This window comes from Bacillus cereus, from assembly GCF_002567495.1.
GTDB lineage: Bacteria > Bacillota > Bacilli > Bacillales > Bacillaceae_G > Bacillus_A > Bacillus_A cereus_AQ.
The window spans coordinates 1-16,499 of the sequence record NZ_NVAP01000009.1; the positions used below are offsets into that span (position 1 = coordinate 1).

Sequence of the window (16,499 nt, forward strand, 5' to 3'; positions counted from 1 at the left end):
GGATAGCTTATTTTTATTTTGCATTTTTTTATATATTTTTATTTATGTAGGTTTGAATATTCTGGAATCTAAGTATACCAATTGTTGGAACATTATAGAAATAAAATTTAAAAATAAATATAATGAACATACAAATTAAAAATTGGCATTGTTTTACATGGAAGGAAAGGTATTTAAGTGTTTTTATTGATAAGAAAATCAATGGTAATTTAAGTGGGCTACCAATTAACGTAAGTGAAGAATTCACATATGACATTAAAACGACACTACCAGGTGATATTCATACGTACAAGAAATACGTTGTAACAGATAAAGTTGATCCAAAATTAACGATTATCGGTACACCGGTTGTTACAATTGATGGTAAAGAAGTATCTTCGGATGTAGTAAAAGTAACATTAGGTGAAAAAACTGCTGAAGGTCAATTAGTGACAGTTACTGTAGAGAAATTTGAGGCTTTAAAAGATAAAAAAGAACTACACTTGCAAATTAAGGCGAAAGTAAATGCAGATATTAAAGGCGGAGAAAAAATAGAGAATATCGCGAATATTGATTATGAAACTGGTGATAAAGTACCACCAGAGCCAGAGGATAAAACAACAACGCCTCCTGTAACGGTTGTAGTAACTGCTGGTAAGGTTTCATTGAAAAAAATTGACGGTGAAAGTAAAGAAGCATTAAAAGGTGCAAAATTTAAACTTCAAGATAAAGATGGTAACGTTATAAAAGTAAATGGTGTGGAACAAGTGGGCGAATCTAATGCAGATGGTATGATTAATTGGGCAGAAATTCCTTATGGTGAATACGAAATCGTCGAAATTGAAGCACCGACTTATAAGAATGATAAAGGTGAAGTGAAATCTTATCAAAAATTAAGAGAGCCAATTAAAGTAACAATTAATAAAGATAACCAAACAGTAAATTTAACTGTAGAAAATAATAAGAGTGGCTGGATCCTTCCAGCAACAGGTGGAATCGGGACAATCTTATTTACAGTAGTTGGCCTTGTATTAATGGGGGCGGCGTTTATGTTCTTAAGAAGGAAAGCTCAATAAGCGCACTGACATAGGTTGAAAAGAGGAAGAAAGAATATCTTCCTCTTTTCTCTATTTCTACATAATAGAAGGGGTATATTATGAAACGTAATATTATTTTTGGGTGTATTTTTTTAGTGGGACTTAGTATCTTTTTATACCCGACAGTGAGTAATTGGTTAGCGACACGAGCGCATTATTCTGAAGTGAGTACATATGACGAAAAAGTGAAAGAGTTGCAAAGAGAAGAGATTGAACGTAGAGAAAAAGAAGCGAAAGCGTACAATGAAAAATTACAAAATGAGAAACGGACAGTTACAGATCCATTTAGTTCAGATGGCAGTGGAAATTCAAGTTCTTATGTAGATATGTTAAATGTCGGAGAGGTAATGGGATATGTAGAAATACCGAAAGTTAACGTGAAATTGCCTATATATCATGGAACTTCAGAAAGTGTTTTAAATAGAGGAGTAGGTCATATAGAAAATTCATCCTTACCAGTTGGTGGGGAAGGAACACATTCTATCTTGACTGGGCATAGAGGTTTGCCTTCTGCTGTACTATTTACAGACTTGGATAAATTAGAGAAATCAGATGTTTTTTATATTCATTCTTTAGATAAAGTACTGGCGTATAAGGTGGATCAAATTAAAGTGGTGCTACCAGAAGAGACAGATGATTTAGCAGTTGTTGAAAATCAAGATTATGTGACGTTAATTACGTGTACGCCATATGGTGTAAACACTCATAGGTTACTAGTTCGTGGTCATCGTGTTCCGTATGATCAAAAGGAAAAAGAGGAGATTAAGGAAGTTGTTGGAGTAGATAAACGGATGATCGGAGCAGGTGCAATTGTTGTCGGTGCAGTTCTATTCGCTTTATATAGAAGAAAGAAGCGTAAAACTATAGAGAAAATATAAAAAGAAGCCATTCCAAAAGGTATTTGGATGGCTTCTTTTTATTAAGTAAGTAGGTTATTATTTTCTCTCCATTACTGCAAAATAATTATTTTCATTATCAGCAAAGTTGAATGCTCTACCAGTAGGTAAATCTACAACTTGTCCAACTGTGACATTTTTCTCAGAAAGATCTTTATATAGACGGTCTAAGTCATTTGAGAAGAACATAAGTGAAGGTGTATTAAGATTTAGTTCAGGTTGCATCTTTGCGATTAACGCTTTATCGTGAAGGACGATGCTTGTTCCTGCTTCTTTCGCTGGTGCAATTTCAATCCAGCGGAATCCATTTCCGTTATTTTCTTCCGCAATGATTTGGAACCCTACTTTTTCTGTCCAAAATTGTACTGTTTCGTCTTGGTTATTTACATATAGCATAATTTGTCCAACTTGATTAATCATAGGTGTCTCTCGCTTTCTTTTTTATATGAGTATTATTATATCAAACATATGGTTTGAATAGTTTTTTATGATTTTTTCGAAATACAATCTTCGTCCATTTCATCTTTGTTGTAGGAGAAGGCCCTGTAATCCAAGTATGAAATGGTAGTGTGCTACAAATGACCATTGTTGAAATAGAGATGATGGCCGTTAATACAAAGAGTAATAGAGTATATAATATAGTATTTTCTTGCAGCGTGAATAAGGAAAGAAGTTTTGTGCATAGTTGCAAGAAGAATAAATGAGCTAAATAAGCACCATACGTGTAATTTCCAATGAAACGTAACGTTTTATATAAGAAACCACGACGCTGTACTATCGTAATAGACAACACATACAGTATGATAATTTCGCATACGATATATAAAAACATAGATGGTTTTAAATAGGTAGAAACAGTTAAATGAATAGAGTTTGCTCCGTAAAAACTAAACAACTCATAATTGATGAATAAAAATAAAATGAAAAATATTATTGTTATAAGCGGGATATGTTTCATGACGAATAGACGCCAAGTTTTTAGTGCTACAGCGGCAATGCCTCCCATAACGAAATAGAATGAGTAGAATAGAAATGAACGATCTGTATAATGTAAAATGGTCGAACTCGTTAATTTTTCTCCATTAAAAATATAGTGAGAAGAGAACCACATTAATAGGAAATATAGGCACGCGAAGAAGGTCATATATGTATATATGTCTTTTTTATTTTCTGTTCGTTTTTGAAACCAATAAAAAAGTGTACATAGTAAAGGGAACAATAAGTGAATTTGGAACATCATAATAACATACCAAAGATGAGGAGCGGCTGTTCCGAGTAATAAACTTTTTATTCCGCTTTGTAATGTAATAAGATCGTTTGTTGTTAATAGGTAAAGAATAGACCAAAAGAAATAAGGAATGAGTAAGTGTGTCGCTTTTTCAGAAATATATTCTTTATATACTAATTGCTTTGTATAGTGCCGAATTAAGTGAAATCCAACGATAAATATGAATGCTGGTGCTGAAAATTTTGCAAGATTAAATAGCATGCCCATAATGAGGGATTGCTCAAGTAAGACATTTCCTTGATTCATTGTATATAATAAGGAACTTTGCAAAACGACAGCGAGAAATGCAATGCTTTGCAAAACTTTAAATTCTGGTGCGCTTTGAGTCATCGTGTCCATCTCCTTTTCCATACATGATTATAGTACGGAGAATGGATGAGAGGTGTGGAATGTTTGTGAAGATTGTAACAAATTTGTGGCGGAATGGATTATTTCGAAATATATATTACAACAAAAAAGAGGATGCTCGTTTGGAGCATCCTCTTTCTATCTATTAAGCAAATTTGTTTTTGATCCAATTCTTACCTTCTACAAGGCGAGCTGTCATTACAGCACAAGCATTATCTGCTGTTACGTTTAACATTGTTGCAGGTGGATCAATGATTGTACTAATTGCAGCGATAATAGGCAGTGCTTCTGGTGGGAATCCGTATAGAGAAACGATTAACATTTCACCAATCATACCTCCACCCGGAATAGCACCCATTACTGTTCCTACTAATAAAGAAACGACAAGTGCAATTGCTAATGTTTTCGGTCCTTCGAATTCCATGTTGAAAATACCGAATAAGAAAGCAATTTTTAATACGCCGCCTAAAACAGAGCCGTCTTTATGAAGTGTAGAACCAAGAAGGACAACTGTTTCACGAACGTCTGAAGAAATACCCATTTTCTTCGTTGCTTCTAAGTTCGCTGGAATACTTGCGGCACTACTACAAGTTGCAAGTGATGTAACTGTAGGAGAGACCATGTTCTTCCAAAATACTTGTACACCTTGCTTGCGACCTGCAAGGTATGCATAGAACGTGAAGAATACAAAGAAATAAATTAGAGAAGCTGGATAGTATACCATTGCTGCTCGGAAGTAAGTTCCAAGAAGTTGTGGTCCAAATTCACCAACTAATGCTGCAAAGTAAGCAGCAAGTCCGATTGGAGCGTAGTACATAATGAAAGATACAACCTTCATTGAAATCTCTGCACCAGCTTGTAGGAATGTAGCGAATGGCTTTCCTTTTTCGCCAACTGCTGAAGTTGCAACCCCCATTAAAATAGAGAAGAAAATAAGAGCTAACATATTTTCACGAGATAGTAACTTCGAGAAGTCAGATACTGTTAAAATACCGACGATTTGATCTGCAACACTAACAGCTTTATCAGCTTTGTCAGGTTGTGTTAGTTCTAGTACAACACCTTGTGCTGGCGGGAATACTTTCACGACAATAATCATAAAAATAGCAGCTAAAATACTTGTAAATAAGAAAGTCCCAGCCATACTAGACATAATTTTACCGAAACGTTTTAATCCATCCATATTAGCAATAGACGATGCGATACTAAAGAACACTAAAGGTACAACAATCGTAAACATTAAGTTCAAGAAAATGTCACCAAGCGGCTTTAAAGCAACTGCATCGGCACCCATGAAATAACCAATGAAACCACCAATTAGGATAGAAGATAATAAAATAAGCGGAAAGCGATATGCCTTCATAAATATATCCTCCTATCAATTAAAAAAATCATACTGAATCATTATAGCGAGTTAGAGTCCTCTTTACTAGGAGAATACGGATAGATGGAATAGCGCGAAAACGAAGAAATTTTTGTTTTTAAGCTCGGCATACAGCAGGAAATCTAGACATATATATTTGTAACCTAGTGGTGGCAAGGGGTGCACCGTAAGTTAGGTTTAGAAAAAGGGGGAGGGAAGCGGGATGAATATTTTACTTTGCTGTGCAGCGGGAATGTCTTCCAGTTTGATTGTTACAAAGATGGAGAAAGCAGCAGAGGCAAGAGGGATAGAGGTAAAAATCTGGGCAGTATCAGGTTCTGAAGTAAATAGTCACATTGATAAAGCTGATGTCCTTTTCCTTGGACCGCAAGTACGTTATTTATTACCGAAAATGAAAGAATTATGTAAAGAGAAAGGGATACCTGTTGATGTCATTCAATCCGTTCATTACGGACTTTGTAATGGAGAAGCTATCTTGCAAGCAGCTTTGTCAATGAAACCATGAGGAGAGTGGGATAGATGATACGGTTTTTAGAGAAGTACGTGATGCCGGTAGCAGGGAAGGTTGCAGAACAGAGGCATTTGTTGGCAATTCGTGACGGACTTGTTCTGACGATGCCATTCTTAATTATCGGATCAATTTTTCTTATTATTAGTACATTACCAATCCCGGGCTACAATGAATTTATGGCGAGTTTATTTGGGGGAAAATGGAACGTAGCATTAGGGTATCCAGTTAGTGCAACTTTTAATATAATGGCTTTAATAGCTGTTTTTGGAATCGCTTACAGACTTGGGGAATATTATAAAGTTGATGCTTTAGCATCCGGAGCATTGTCACTTGTGACGTTTTTACTTGCAACTCCATTTCAAGTTGCATATATCATGCCGGGTACGAAAGAAAGTATACTGGTAGATGGAGTAATCCCAGCGGCATTAATGGGAAGCCAAGGTTTATTTGTAGCGATGATTATTGCAATTATATCTACTGAAATATACCGATATCTTGTGCAGAAAAAAATGATTATAAAGATGCCTGAGACAGTTCCGCCGGCAGTAACGCGTTCATTTGCAGCGCTTATTCCAGGATTTATTGTTGTGACAGTTGTTTGGATTATTAGATTAATTTTTGAACACACAACTTTCGGCAGCATTCATAATGTTGTAGGGAAGCTACTGCAAGAACCACTTAGTATACTTGGTGCGAGTCTTTGGGGAGCAGTCATAGCGGTTATTCTTGTTCATGTCCTTTGGGCATGTGGAATTCATGGGGCTACAATTGTGGGCGGCGTAATGAGTCCAATTTGGTTATCGTTAATGGATCAGAACCGGATTGCTTTTCAGGCTGGTCAAGATGTACCGAATACAATTACCGCACAGTTTTTTGATTTATGGATTTATATGGGTGGTTCCGGGGCAACACTAGCTTTAGTTGTCGGAATGTTATTGTTTGCAAGAAGTCAGCAATTAAAAAGTTTAGGACGATTGTCAATTGCACCCGGTATTTTTAATATTAACGAAATGGTGACTTTCGGTATGCCAATTGTCATGAACCCACTGTTACTGATTCCATTTATATTGGTTCCAGTTGTGTTAACGATTGTTTCTTATTTCGCAATGGAATGGGGATTGGTAGCTCGCCCAAGTGGTGCTGCTGTAACATGGACTACACCTATTCTATTTAGTGGATATTTAGGATCGGGCGGAAAAATTTCAGGTGTTATTTTGCAACTTGTGAACTTTGCGCTGGCATTCTTTATTTATTTACCATTCTTAAAAATATGGGATAAACAAAAATTAGCGGAAGAAAAGGGGGCGTAAAGAACTAAAATGGATACGATAGAAACGAAAGCTTTTCATTTAATCTTGCATGGAGGAAATGCGAGAAGTTGTTCAATGGAAGCAATTGATTGTGCGAAGCGTGGGGATTTTACAGAGGCAGAAGCTAAATTACAAGAAGCGCTAGATGAATTAAAAGAGGCGCACCGTGTACAAACCGACCTCATCCAGAAAGAAGCTGGTGGTGAAAAAACTGAAGTTACACTCTTGATGGTGCACGCGCAAGATCATTTAATGAATGCAATTACAGTAAAAGAATTAGCGAGTGAGTTCGTAGAGTTATATAGGAAGATGTCGGTGGATGAATGAACCTTGCGCATGCAAGGTTTTTTATTTCGCATTAACGGGCAGTAAGACCTCCACCTCAAAATTCAATGAAAGCAAAGAAGTTAGGTAGGGGATCAACTGCCCGTAAAAGCTCGATTGGTTTAACTAAATAGTGGGTTAAAATAATGAGTTATTTTTCACTGAAAAAGTTTTTTTCAGTGTTTTTTTATGTTAAACATAACTAGACAACTAAACACTAATCTATTTTCATACAGTTATGTGTTAAAAGCGTGTTGTTTTATAACACACTGTGTGTTTTTTGAGTGACACACTAATTGAAAGCGTTAACACACAAAGAAAATGCTCGAAAAAGCACTGATTTTAGTGGTTTTAAAAAGTTGGCACGCTAATTGCATTAATAAATAGCGTAAAGAAAAATAAATAAAACATAAATTTTTTATACTACACAAGGGGGATTTTCAAATGAATATTTTATTATGTTGCTCAGCAGGGATGTCTACAAGTTTACTAGTTACAAAAATGGAAGCGGCTGCAAAAGCTCGCGGTCTAGAAGGAAAGATTTGGGCTGTATCTGGGGATGCAGTAAAAACAAATATCGATCAAGCAGATGTATTATTACTAGGACCACAAGTTCGTTACATGCTTTCTTCAATGAAAACGCTCGCTGACGAGAGAAACGTTGGAATCGACGTTATCAATCCAATGCATTACGGCATGATGAATGGAGAAGCAGTTTTAGATCACGCATTAACACTTAAAAAATAATTAGGGGGGAAGCGAAATGCAAAAGTTTATTGCATTTATGGAGAAATATTTAGTTCCAGTCGCAGGAAGAATCGGATCGCAGCGTCATTTAGTTGCAATCCGTGATGGTTTTATCGCAGTTATGCCTCTTATTTTAGTTGGATCGTTTGCAGTACTTATAAATAATCTACCAGTTGATGCATTCCAAAAACTTATGAAGGGTGCATTTGGGGATGTTTGGAAAGATATCGGCGGTGGTATGTGGACAGGGTCCTTTGCAATATTAGCTCTCATAGCCGCAGTTGGGATAAGTTATAATTTAGCGAAATCTTACGGTGTAGACGCGTTGTCAGCAGCAATTATTACATTCGGTGCATTAATTATTATATCTCCGACAACGCCAAAAGAAGGCGGTATTGATTTAGCTTGGACAGGATCACAAGGTTTATTCGTTTCTATCATTGTAGCTCTTCTTGTAACCGAGGTATTCAGGTTCTTTGTTCAAAGGGATATTACAATTAAGATGCCAGATGGTGTTCCACCGGCAGTAATGAAATCATTCGCAGCATTAGTTCCAGCATTCGTTATTTTAATCGTAACAGCAAGTATTCAGTTAGCTGTGAAATTAGCGGGAACAAGTATTCATAAAATCGTATTTGAAACAATTCAATTACCATTACAAGGTTTAGCAGGTACGTTACCAAGTGCAATTATTATCGCATTACTTATTCACGTATTATGGTTCTTCGGATTACATGGTCCTAATATTATCGGTGGTATTATCGACCCAATTTATTTACCAGCACTAGAAAAGAACATTAAATTATTTAACGATGGTATGTCTGCATATGATGTACCGCACATTTTCACAAAGCCATTCTTTGATGTATACGTATACATCGGCGGATCAGGTGCAACATTAGCATTCTTAGTAGCGGTAATGCTTGTTGCAAAAAGTGCGCAACTTCGTGGTGTAGGTCGCGTATCTATCGGTCCTGGTTTCTTCAATATTAACGAACCAGTTATTTTCGGTACACCAATCGTATTAAATCCAGCGTTAATCATTCCATTCGTACTTACACCGGTTGTATTAGTAATTACTTCTTATACAGCGATTTCTTTAGGGTGGGTACCAAAAACAGTTGCTTTAGTTCCTTGGACAATGCCACCAATCTTTAGTGGTTATCTTGTAGCGGGCGGAAGCATCGCTGGTGCAGCACTACAAGTGGTAAACTTTGCAATCGCGGTAGTAATTTACTATCCATTCGTATTAATGTGTGATCGTACTTATGTGCAAGCTGCAAAAGCTGAAACAAAAGGAAGCGACAATACAGTATCACTTTAAAAATATTATTCTGACGAGTTCCTATAGCTCGTCAGAATAATTACCTTTATATCATGTTCAGAAAGATGAGACCCATCCTCAAGAACACCAAACTATCATTCATAAATTAATAATTTAATAGAAATGTTCAAACTGAAGGGGTATTTAAATCGGTTGAACCATAATAGAGAGGGCGGTAATTATGATGACTACAGCAGAACAAATTCCATTCCAATTAATTTTAAATAGTGGTAATGCACGAAGCTTTGCAATGGAGGCACTTCAATTTGCCAAACAGGGGAAAATGGCAGAGGCTGATGAAGCGATGGTAAAGGCGAAAGAAGCGATTAATGAAGCGCATCATTTCCAAACAGAGCTCATACAATCAGAAGCAAGAGGAGAAAAAACAGAAATTAGTGTTCTTTTAATTCACGCACAAGATCATTTAATGAATGCGATTACAGTAAAAGAATTAGCAGCAGAATTTATTGACCTTTATAAAAAGTTAGAAGCGAAAGGGGAATAAAGCATGACTGGAATTAAAATTGCTACAATCGGCGGTGGATCTAGTTATACACCAGAATTAATTGAAGGATTTATTAAGCGTTATGATGAGCTTCCTGTTCGTGAAATTTGGTTAGTAGATATTGAGGCAGGAAAAGAAAAGTTGGAAATTGTTGGTAACTTAGCGAAACGTATGGTGAAAAAATCTGGTTTACCAATCGAGGTACATTTAACACTCGATCGCCGCGAGGCATTAAAGGATGCTGATTTCGTAACAACGCAGCTTCGCGTAGGTTTATTAGAAGCACGTGCAAAAGATGAAGCAATCCCGTTAAAATATGATGTAATCGGTCAGGAAACAAATGGTCCTGGTGGTTTATTCAAAGCGTTGAGAACGATTCCTGTTATTTTAGATATTTGTAAAGATATGGAGGAGCTCTGTCCAAATGCATGGTTAATTAACTTTGCAAATCCAGCTGGTATGGTAACAGAAGCTGTCCTTCGTTATACAAATATTCAAAGAGTAGTTGGTCTATGTAACGTTCCAATCGGAATTCGTATGGGTCTGGCAAGATTACTTGAAGTAGATGCGAGTCGTGTCCACGTTGATTTCGCAGGTTTAAATCATATGGTATACGGACTAGATGTATACTTAGATGGCGTAAGTGTAATGGATCGTGTGTTAGAGCTTGTAACAGATCCAGAAAAGCAAATTACGATGGAAAATATCGCAGCGCTTAATTGGGAGCCAGACTTTATTCGTGGTCTTCGCGCGATTCCATGTCCATACCATCGTTACTACTACAAAACACGTGAAATGTTAGAAGAAGAGAAAGAAGCTTCTGTTGAAAAAGGTACACGTGCAGAAGTAGTAAAACAATTAGAAAATGATTTATTTGAGTTATATAAAGACCCGAATTTAGATATTAAGCCACCACAATTAGAAAAACGTGGAGGAGCTTATTATAGTGATGCAGCATGTAGCTTAATTACGTCTATTTACAATAATAAAGGTGATATCCAGCCTGTTAATACACGAAACAACGGAACAATTGCAAGCTTACCACATGATTCAGCTGTTGAAGTGAACTGTATTATTACGAAAGAAGGTCCAAAACCAATTGCGGTTGGAGATCTTCCAGTACCAGTTCGCGGTTTAGTACAACAAATTAAATCATTCGAGCGCACGACAATTGAAGCTGCTGTTACAGGGGATTATCATAAAGCGCTGCTTGCTATGACAATCAATCCACTTGTACCATCAGATAAAGTTGCAAAACAAATTTTAGATGAAATGTTGGAAGCACATAAAGAATATCTTCCGCAGTTCTTTAAAAAGGTAGAGAAGTAAAAGCGGCGCTATTTAGCCCGCTTTTTTTATTCTATTAGGAGGTATTACGATGATTCAGTTAATTGTAAATGCAGATGATTTCGGTCTTACAGAGGGTACAAATTACGGCATTATTGATGGACATATAAATGGACTTGTAAATTCAACGACGATGATGATGAATATGCCAGGAACAGAGCATGCGGTACGTTTAGCAAAGGAGCATAAAACATTAGGAGTAGGAGTGCATCTCGTATTAACGGCAGGAGAACCACTGTTAAAGGATGTACCATCACTCGTAGGGGCAAACGGATCGTTTCATAAGCAAAGTGTTGTAAGGGAAGGGAATATAAATCCAGAAGAAGTTGAGAGAGAATGGACTGCTCAAATTGAGAAGTTTTTATCTTACGGATTAACACTAACTCATTTAGATAGTCATCATCATGTGCATGGTTTACCGATTTTACATGATGTCCTTGAGAGATTAGCGGCTACATATAATGTTCCGATTCGTCGTTGTGAAGAAGATAGAGCGGTGCGCCCATTTTCTGATGTGTTTTACAGTGACTTTTATGCGGATGGTGTGACGGAAGATTACTTTGTGAAGTTAAAAGAAAGAGTACAAGGTGAACAAACGGTAGAAATTATGGTTCATCCAGCTTATATTGATCCAGAGCTTGTGAAGCGTTCTTCTTACGTAATGGATCGTGTGAAGGAATTGCGTATTTTAACAGAGAGCGAATTACCAGAAGGAATAGAGCTTGTGAAGTTTTAATAGAAAAACGACGGCTACATCATGCCGTCGTTTTTTATTTATAAAATGGATAGAGCATATCCGCCAAAGGCTCCCAGTATAACGATAACCCAAGGTGGTGTTTTCCAAAAAGCGAGCAAGCAAAATAGAAGAGATGCAAAAACAAAATCTACAGCGTTCATAATTGTGCTTGTCCAAATAGGATCATAAAAAGCTGCTAGTAAAATACCGACAACTGCTGCATTAACACCGAGTAGTGCGCCTTGTATGAATGATATTTTTCTCACGCTGTTCCAAAATGGTAAAACACCAATAACGAGTAAGAAAGCAGGGAAGAAAATCGCAATTGTTGCGAGTAATGCCCCAAGCGTCCCGTTTAACACTGCTCCTATATAAGAGGCGAATGTAAATAGTGGTCCTGGTACTGCTTGTGTTAATCCGTATCCAGCTAGGAACTGTTCTTTCGTCATCATGCCGTTTTGTACGAACTCACCTTCAAGAAGGGGCAGCACGACGTGTCCTCCTCCAAATACAAGTGCGCCAGAGCGATAGAAACTATCAAATAAAGCGATGTAATAAGAGAACGGTCTTAATATTGGTAGCAGTAGTAATAGTCCAAAGAATAAGACGAGACAAGAAACTGCTATCTTTTTTGAAATAGGTACTTTTATATTTTGAGATTGGCTAATTGGTTGGTTGCGATATAAAAACCAGCCGATAAAGCCAGATATTGTAATGAGAATGACTTGTGTCCAGCTACTTGGCCATAACAGGGCAATCGAAGCTGTTACGATAGCGATTGTTGCGCGGTTTCGATCTGGCGTTAATTTTTGCGCCATTCCCCATATTGCATGAGCGACAATTGCGACTGCTACAAGTTTGAGTCCATGAATCCATCCTGTACTTCCCATTTCAACTTGATTAAGGAATGAAGCAAAAAAGACTAAAACGAGAACAGATGGGAGGGTGAAACCAATCCAAGAGATAATTGCCCCTAATAATCCGCCCCTTAATAATCCAACACCCATACCGACTTGACTGCTAGCGGGTCCAGGAAGGAATTGACACAGTGCTACTAAGTCTCCGTAACTTTTGTCATCCATCCATTTTCGTTTTTGTACGTATTCGTGGTGGAAATAACCAAGATGAGCGACAGGACCGCCGAATGAAGTAAGTCCTAATTTAAATGAGACGAGAAAAATCTCTAATAATGTGTGAAAGGTGTGTTTGTTTTTTTTCAAAATAACCTCCTAGAATGTTTTTCTATGTGCATTATACAAGAGGTGGTAAAGCAAAAGGAACGATTCTAATGTAAAGATTGTGTGAATCTTTTCTTCGTAATTAAAATTGAAAAAGTCATAAATGATTATGTCTAAACCATAAAGTAGTAGAAGTAGTGCTGGGAAATTTATATAAGGAGAATGCCTTATGACAACACATTTCTTTGCCAGGTTAACAGGTAAGAGGGAAATGCCTCCTGTAAATACAGAAGCTTATGGGGTAGCAGAGTTTATTTTCAGTGATGATTTAACGAAATTGCATTACAGAGTCATACTAAAAAATATAGAAAAGGTCACGTCATGCCAAATTCATTTAGGGAAATCTACTCAAATTGGTCCTGTTGTTTTCTATTTGTATGGACCATTGGAGCAAGGGATTAGCTTGAATGAGGGGAGCGTTACTGGTGTAGTGAATGTGGAGGATTTTGAGGGACCTTTACAAGGGAAATCATTTGTACATTTGCTTCAAGAAATTATTCAAGCAAATGTATATGTTAATGTCCATACGAAATCACACAAAGGAGGGGAAATAAGAGGGCGAGTTAGAAAAGTAAAGAAGTAGAAGAAAAGGCTGTCCATATGTTGGAACAGCCTTTTCTTCTTAATATAAGGTGCTAGTTGTAACGAGTATTGTCAGTAAATCGATATATTTTGAAAATCGCTAATATAATTTTACTTCTCACGCACGATATCATATCGCCTAGTTTAATTTTTAACAGGCTGATTTTTAATAAAGAAATCCATAACGTAAAATACTTCGTCATCTGGTATTTGTATTTCAAATGTGTTTTCAATTGGTTGCAATGCTTTTTTCACTTTCATATACATCCAATACTCATCTTGTCTTCTTTTCTCTTTATCAGGATGAGGAAGAAGGCTTTCTCCTTTTTGAAGACGGTCAACCATACAGCTCATATGCAGAATAACACCCATTAAGCTATCAGGAGTTAGCTGTAAGGAAATTAATTCTTGAATTGTATTCAATGCGTAACGAATAGTTTTGATAAGTAGTGCCCCATCGTTACGCTGCATTTGTTGTTCAAGAATATCTGCCATTTTTGCATATGTTTCTTCATACGTAATTAATTCTTGAATGGGCTGAATCGCTGTGTAGTTTACGATGTCTTGGAAATGATATGTTAAGCATGGTACTTGCACATCAAAATTCGTAACGATACAAATGATGTTACGCTCTTTTTTTATGTTCTCGATCATTTTCGTTAAATCTTTTTCATGGACGATACTAATCGGAATAATTTCAATTAAGTCTTTATCAAATCGTAAATAGTTCTCTAACATTTTTTGAATAGCTAAAGCACTTCCTTCACCAGTTAAACAAGCTGTTAAAATAACAGATTTCATTGGAGAGAGAGGCTTTTTCTTTTCTTCTTGTACGTTTAAGTAAAATGGTGTTAAATTTTTTACTGTTTCATATAGTGCATCTAATGAATAACCGAGCTGAGCTTTTCGAGCTGCTTCTAGTGCATGTGGCGTGCTTGTCATAGAGAGAACACGTACAGGAATTTTGAACTCCGTTTCTAATATGTCACCGATATAAGAAAGTGACCCCATATCAACAAGTAAAAGAAGCCCATTTACATTTTGGAGTGTTTTCATATAAACTTTCACACGCTCTAAGAAATCTTTCGGTGATTCGTGTAACGGCATATCAATACCGGTTACTTCCTCAATGCCGAGAAGTTCGTTTGCAACGTTTGCCATTTCAGTTGCGATGCCATTACCGTGTGCTAATATTAATACTTTTACTTCTGTTTGTGAGGCAGGAATTGGATCAACAACGAAGAACATTGTTAAAAAGCCAGCTTCATCAATAGGCATTGTTATTTGTAATTCTTCCTCCAGAAGTTGAATGCACTGCATAGCTACGGAAAAGGCTTCTTTATATTTCGTACGAATTTGATTTAATTGTGGGTGATGTATTTGTTTTCCGCTTTGTAAACGTTGTAGAGTTGTCTGTACATGTAAGCTTAAAGCGAGAAATACTTTTTCATCAAACGTCTTAGATAAATGCTTTTCAGCAAGTTCCGCTATTTTTTCACATACAGAAACGATATTACGATCCACAATTTTAAAAACATTTTCATGGCTTGTTTTTTTTGATATTTGGTTAAAATATTGTACGAAAAAGCTTTGAACATCATTTTCTATTAGTAATTCTAATTCTTCCTCTTCAATACCGCGTGCTTGAAGTTCTTCGTATTTATAATCAATATAATCGTAAATAGAAGAACGTTTTTCATCTTCTGTTTTATGATTACTCCAACCCTCATCACCTGTAAATACAAATGTTTCATTTGGTATTTGGTATAAGTGACGGCTCTTTCTTTCAATGAACAGCCCTTCTTTCATATACCAAGGTAAATCTGTACTTGAAACATAGACAGAATCACGTTTCTTTGTCACCAAATCAGAATAGGCTTTCGCACAGGCGATTTGTACATCTGTTTTTAATTGACCAATGTTATTAGGACAATTATAAAAGACGAAAGCACGCATTGCATTCGGGCTAACATGAATTTCTTTCCTTAGACGAATTGCTTCATTTGTGAAAAATCGCTGTAGTAAAGCAAAACGCTCTTTATGTGTACGCTCACGAAGTGGTGGAAGCGTAACAGTCATCGGTATACGTCTTGTAAATGTTTTTAATAAAAATGAATTTGGTTCTTCTGTTGTTGCAGTAATGATTAATACTTGTGCTTTACGCTCGTTCTCTGTTTCTCCAAGGCGGCGGTATACTCCGCGGTCAATAAAGGTGAAAAGCATTTCTTGTCCCTCTGGAGGAAGACGATGTACTTCATCTAAGAAGAGAATTCCTTCATGAGCTTTTTCAATTAACCCTTTTTGATCACTCGCACCTGTGTAAGCACCTTTTTTAATCCCAAATAACTGTCCAAGTAGTAGTTGTGGATTGTTTGCGTAATCAGCACAGTTAAATACGATAAATGGTGCGTTTTTTGGAAGCTGTTCAACTTCAATTGCATATTCGTGCATTAAAGAAGCAAACATAGACTTCCCGACCCCTGTTTCTCCTAGTAGTAAAGTATGCATACCGTTTGGAGGGTAGAGAATAGAAGCTTTCGCTTTTTCAATTGCGATTTTAAGGCTCGTATTTTCAATTGCAAATGTATCTAATGAAGTTATGTCTTTTGAATGCGTTTCCAACGAAGTGTTCGTTTCTATGTAAAAACGAACAGGTCGCGTATTTGTTTTTAATAACCGTTTATCTTTTACAAGTTTGTTTAAGTCGCTACTTACATTGGCGCGATCTAGTTGTAGAAATGTAGCGAGTTCTGATGCGGTTACACCTTCTGTATAATTTCCTTCTTGTATTGCATTAAAAATGAGATCTATTCGTTTCATTTCCATTCACCTCGAAACTTCATCACTATTTAAAATTTTACACAAAAATGGGAAGGGTGGGAA

16 protein-coding genes are annotated in these 16,499 nt (G+C 36.6%); 11 read left to right on the forward strand and 5 right to left on the reverse strand.

The features are described 5' to 3' along the window. Nucleotides 1–122: 122 nt before the first annotated feature. Nucleotides 123–1,055 carry a SpaH/EbpB family LPXTG-anchored major pilin gene (locus COK05_RS03925; protein WP_255290300.1) on the forward strand — a complete coding sequence of 311 codons (933 nt, stop codon included), beginning with the start codon at nt 123–125 and terminating at the stop codon, nt 1,053–1,055. A gap of 80 nt (nt 1,056–1,135) precedes the next feature. Next, the gene (locus COK05_RS03930) at nt 1,136–1,954 is read left to right on the forward strand and encodes a class C sortase (protein WP_098611547.1); all 819 of its coding nucleotides are present in this window, start codon (nt 1,136–1,138) and stop codon (nt 1,952–1,954) included. Between the two features lie 57 nt (nt 1,955–2,011). Here COK05_RS03930 and COK05_RS03935 read toward each other — a convergent pair whose 3' ends face one another. From COK05_RS03935 to COK05_RS03945, 3 genes are all read right to left on the reverse strand, one after another. Then, on the reverse strand, nt 2,012–2,392 hold the full coding sequence (locus tag COK05_RS03935) for a VOC family protein (protein ID WP_000610162.1): 381 nt from the start codon (nt 2,390–2,392) through the stop codon (nt 2,012–2,014). Between the two features lie 40 nt (nt 2,393–2,432). Then, nucleotides 2,433–3,590, reverse strand: a complete 1,158-nt coding sequence (locus tag COK05_RS03940; RefSeq protein ID WP_098611548.1) for an acyltransferase — start codon at nt 3,588–3,590, stop codon at nt 2,433–2,435. A 163-nt stretch (nt 3,591–3,753) separates the two neighbouring features. Further along, the gene (locus tag COK05_RS03945) at nt 3,754–4,971 is read right to left on the reverse strand and encodes a dicarboxylate/amino acid:cation symporter (RefSeq protein ID WP_029441009.1); all 1,218 of its coding nucleotides are present in this window, start codon (nt 4,969–4,971) and stop codon (nt 3,754–3,756) included. 223 nt (nt 4,972–5,194) lie between these two features. Here COK05_RS03945 and COK05_RS03950 point away from each other — a divergent pair, with 223 nt between their 5' ends. The 8 genes from COK05_RS03950 (at nt 5,195) to chbG (ending at nt 11,796) form a co-directional block, all read left to right on the forward strand. Continuing rightward, nucleotides 5,195–5,497 (forward strand): PTS sugar transporter subunit IIB, encoded by a 303-nt coding sequence (locus COK05_RS03950; protein WP_098611549.1) that lies wholly within the window; start codon nt 5,195–5,197, stop codon nt 5,495–5,497. Between the two features lie 14 nt (nt 5,498–5,511). Continuing rightward, entirely contained in the window at nt 5,512–6,813 is a 1,302-nt protein-coding gene (gene celB, locus COK05_RS03955; protein WP_098611550.1) for a PTS cellobiose transporter subunit IIC, read from the forward strand. A 9-nt stretch (nt 6,814–6,822) separates the two neighbouring features. Next, nucleotides 6,823–7,140: a PTS lactose/cellobiose transporter subunit IIA gene (locus COK05_RS03960; RefSeq protein WP_098611551.1), complete on the forward strand. Its 318-nt coding sequence runs from the start codon at nt 6,823–6,825 to the stop codon at nt 7,138–7,140. Between the two features lie 441 nt (nt 7,141–7,581). Next, nucleotides 7,582–7,884 carry a PTS sugar transporter subunit IIB gene (locus COK05_RS03965; RefSeq protein WP_001023569.1) on the forward strand — a complete coding sequence of 101 codons (303 nt, stop codon included), beginning with the start codon at nt 7,582–7,584 and terminating at the stop codon, nt 7,882–7,884. A 16-nt stretch (nt 7,885–7,900) separates the two neighbouring features. Then, a complete protein-coding gene (celB, locus tag COK05_RS03970) occupies nt 7,901–9,208 on the forward strand; it encodes a PTS cellobiose transporter subunit IIC (protein WP_098611552.1) in 1,308 nt (435 codons plus the stop codon). Between the two features lie 181 nt (nt 9,209–9,389). Continuing rightward, entirely contained in the window at nt 9,390–9,713 is a 324-nt protein-coding gene (locus COK05_RS03975; protein WP_000989050.1) for a PTS lactose/cellobiose transporter subunit IIA, read from the forward strand. Between the two features lie 3 nt (nt 9,714–9,716). Beyond that, nucleotides 9,717–11,042: a 6-phospho-beta-glucosidase gene (celF, locus tag COK05_RS03980; RefSeq protein WP_000145762.1), complete on the forward strand. Its 1,326-nt coding sequence runs from the start codon at nt 9,717–9,719 to the stop codon at nt 11,040–11,042. Between the two features lie 49 nt (nt 11,043–11,091). Beyond that, complete coding sequence (gene chbG, locus COK05_RS03985; RefSeq protein ID WP_098611553.1) at nt 11,092–11,796, forward strand: chitin disaccharide deacetylase; 705 nt, start codon at nt 11,092–11,094, stop codon at nt 11,794–11,796. A 38-nt stretch (nt 11,797–11,834) separates the two neighbouring features. On the opposite strand, the gene COK05_RS03990 is transcribed toward chbG, so the two are convergent. Beyond that, the gene (locus COK05_RS03990; protein ID WP_098611554.1) at nt 11,835–13,016 is read right to left on the reverse strand and encodes a chromate transporter; all 1,182 of its coding nucleotides are present in this window, start codon (nt 13,014–13,016) and stop codon (nt 11,835–11,837) included. Nucleotides 13,017–13,203: 187 nt separating this feature from the next. Between COK05_RS03990 and exsM the strand changes: the two genes are divergently transcribed. Continuing rightward, nucleotides 13,204–13,617 carry an exosporium regulatory protein ExsM gene (gene exsM, locus COK05_RS03995; RefSeq protein ID WP_098611555.1) on the forward strand — a complete coding sequence of 138 codons (414 nt, stop codon included), beginning with the start codon at nt 13,204–13,206 and terminating at the stop codon, nt 13,615–13,617. A gap of 143 nt (nt 13,618–13,760) precedes the next feature. Here exsM and COK05_RS04000 read toward each other — a convergent pair whose 3' ends face one another. Then, nucleotides 13,761–16,436 carry a PRD domain-containing protein gene (locus tag COK05_RS04000; RefSeq protein ID WP_098611556.1) on the reverse strand — a complete coding sequence of 892 codons (2,676 nt, stop codon included), beginning with the start codon at nt 16,434–16,436 and terminating at the stop codon, nt 13,761–13,763. Nucleotides 16,437–16,499: the final 63 nt, after the last annotated feature.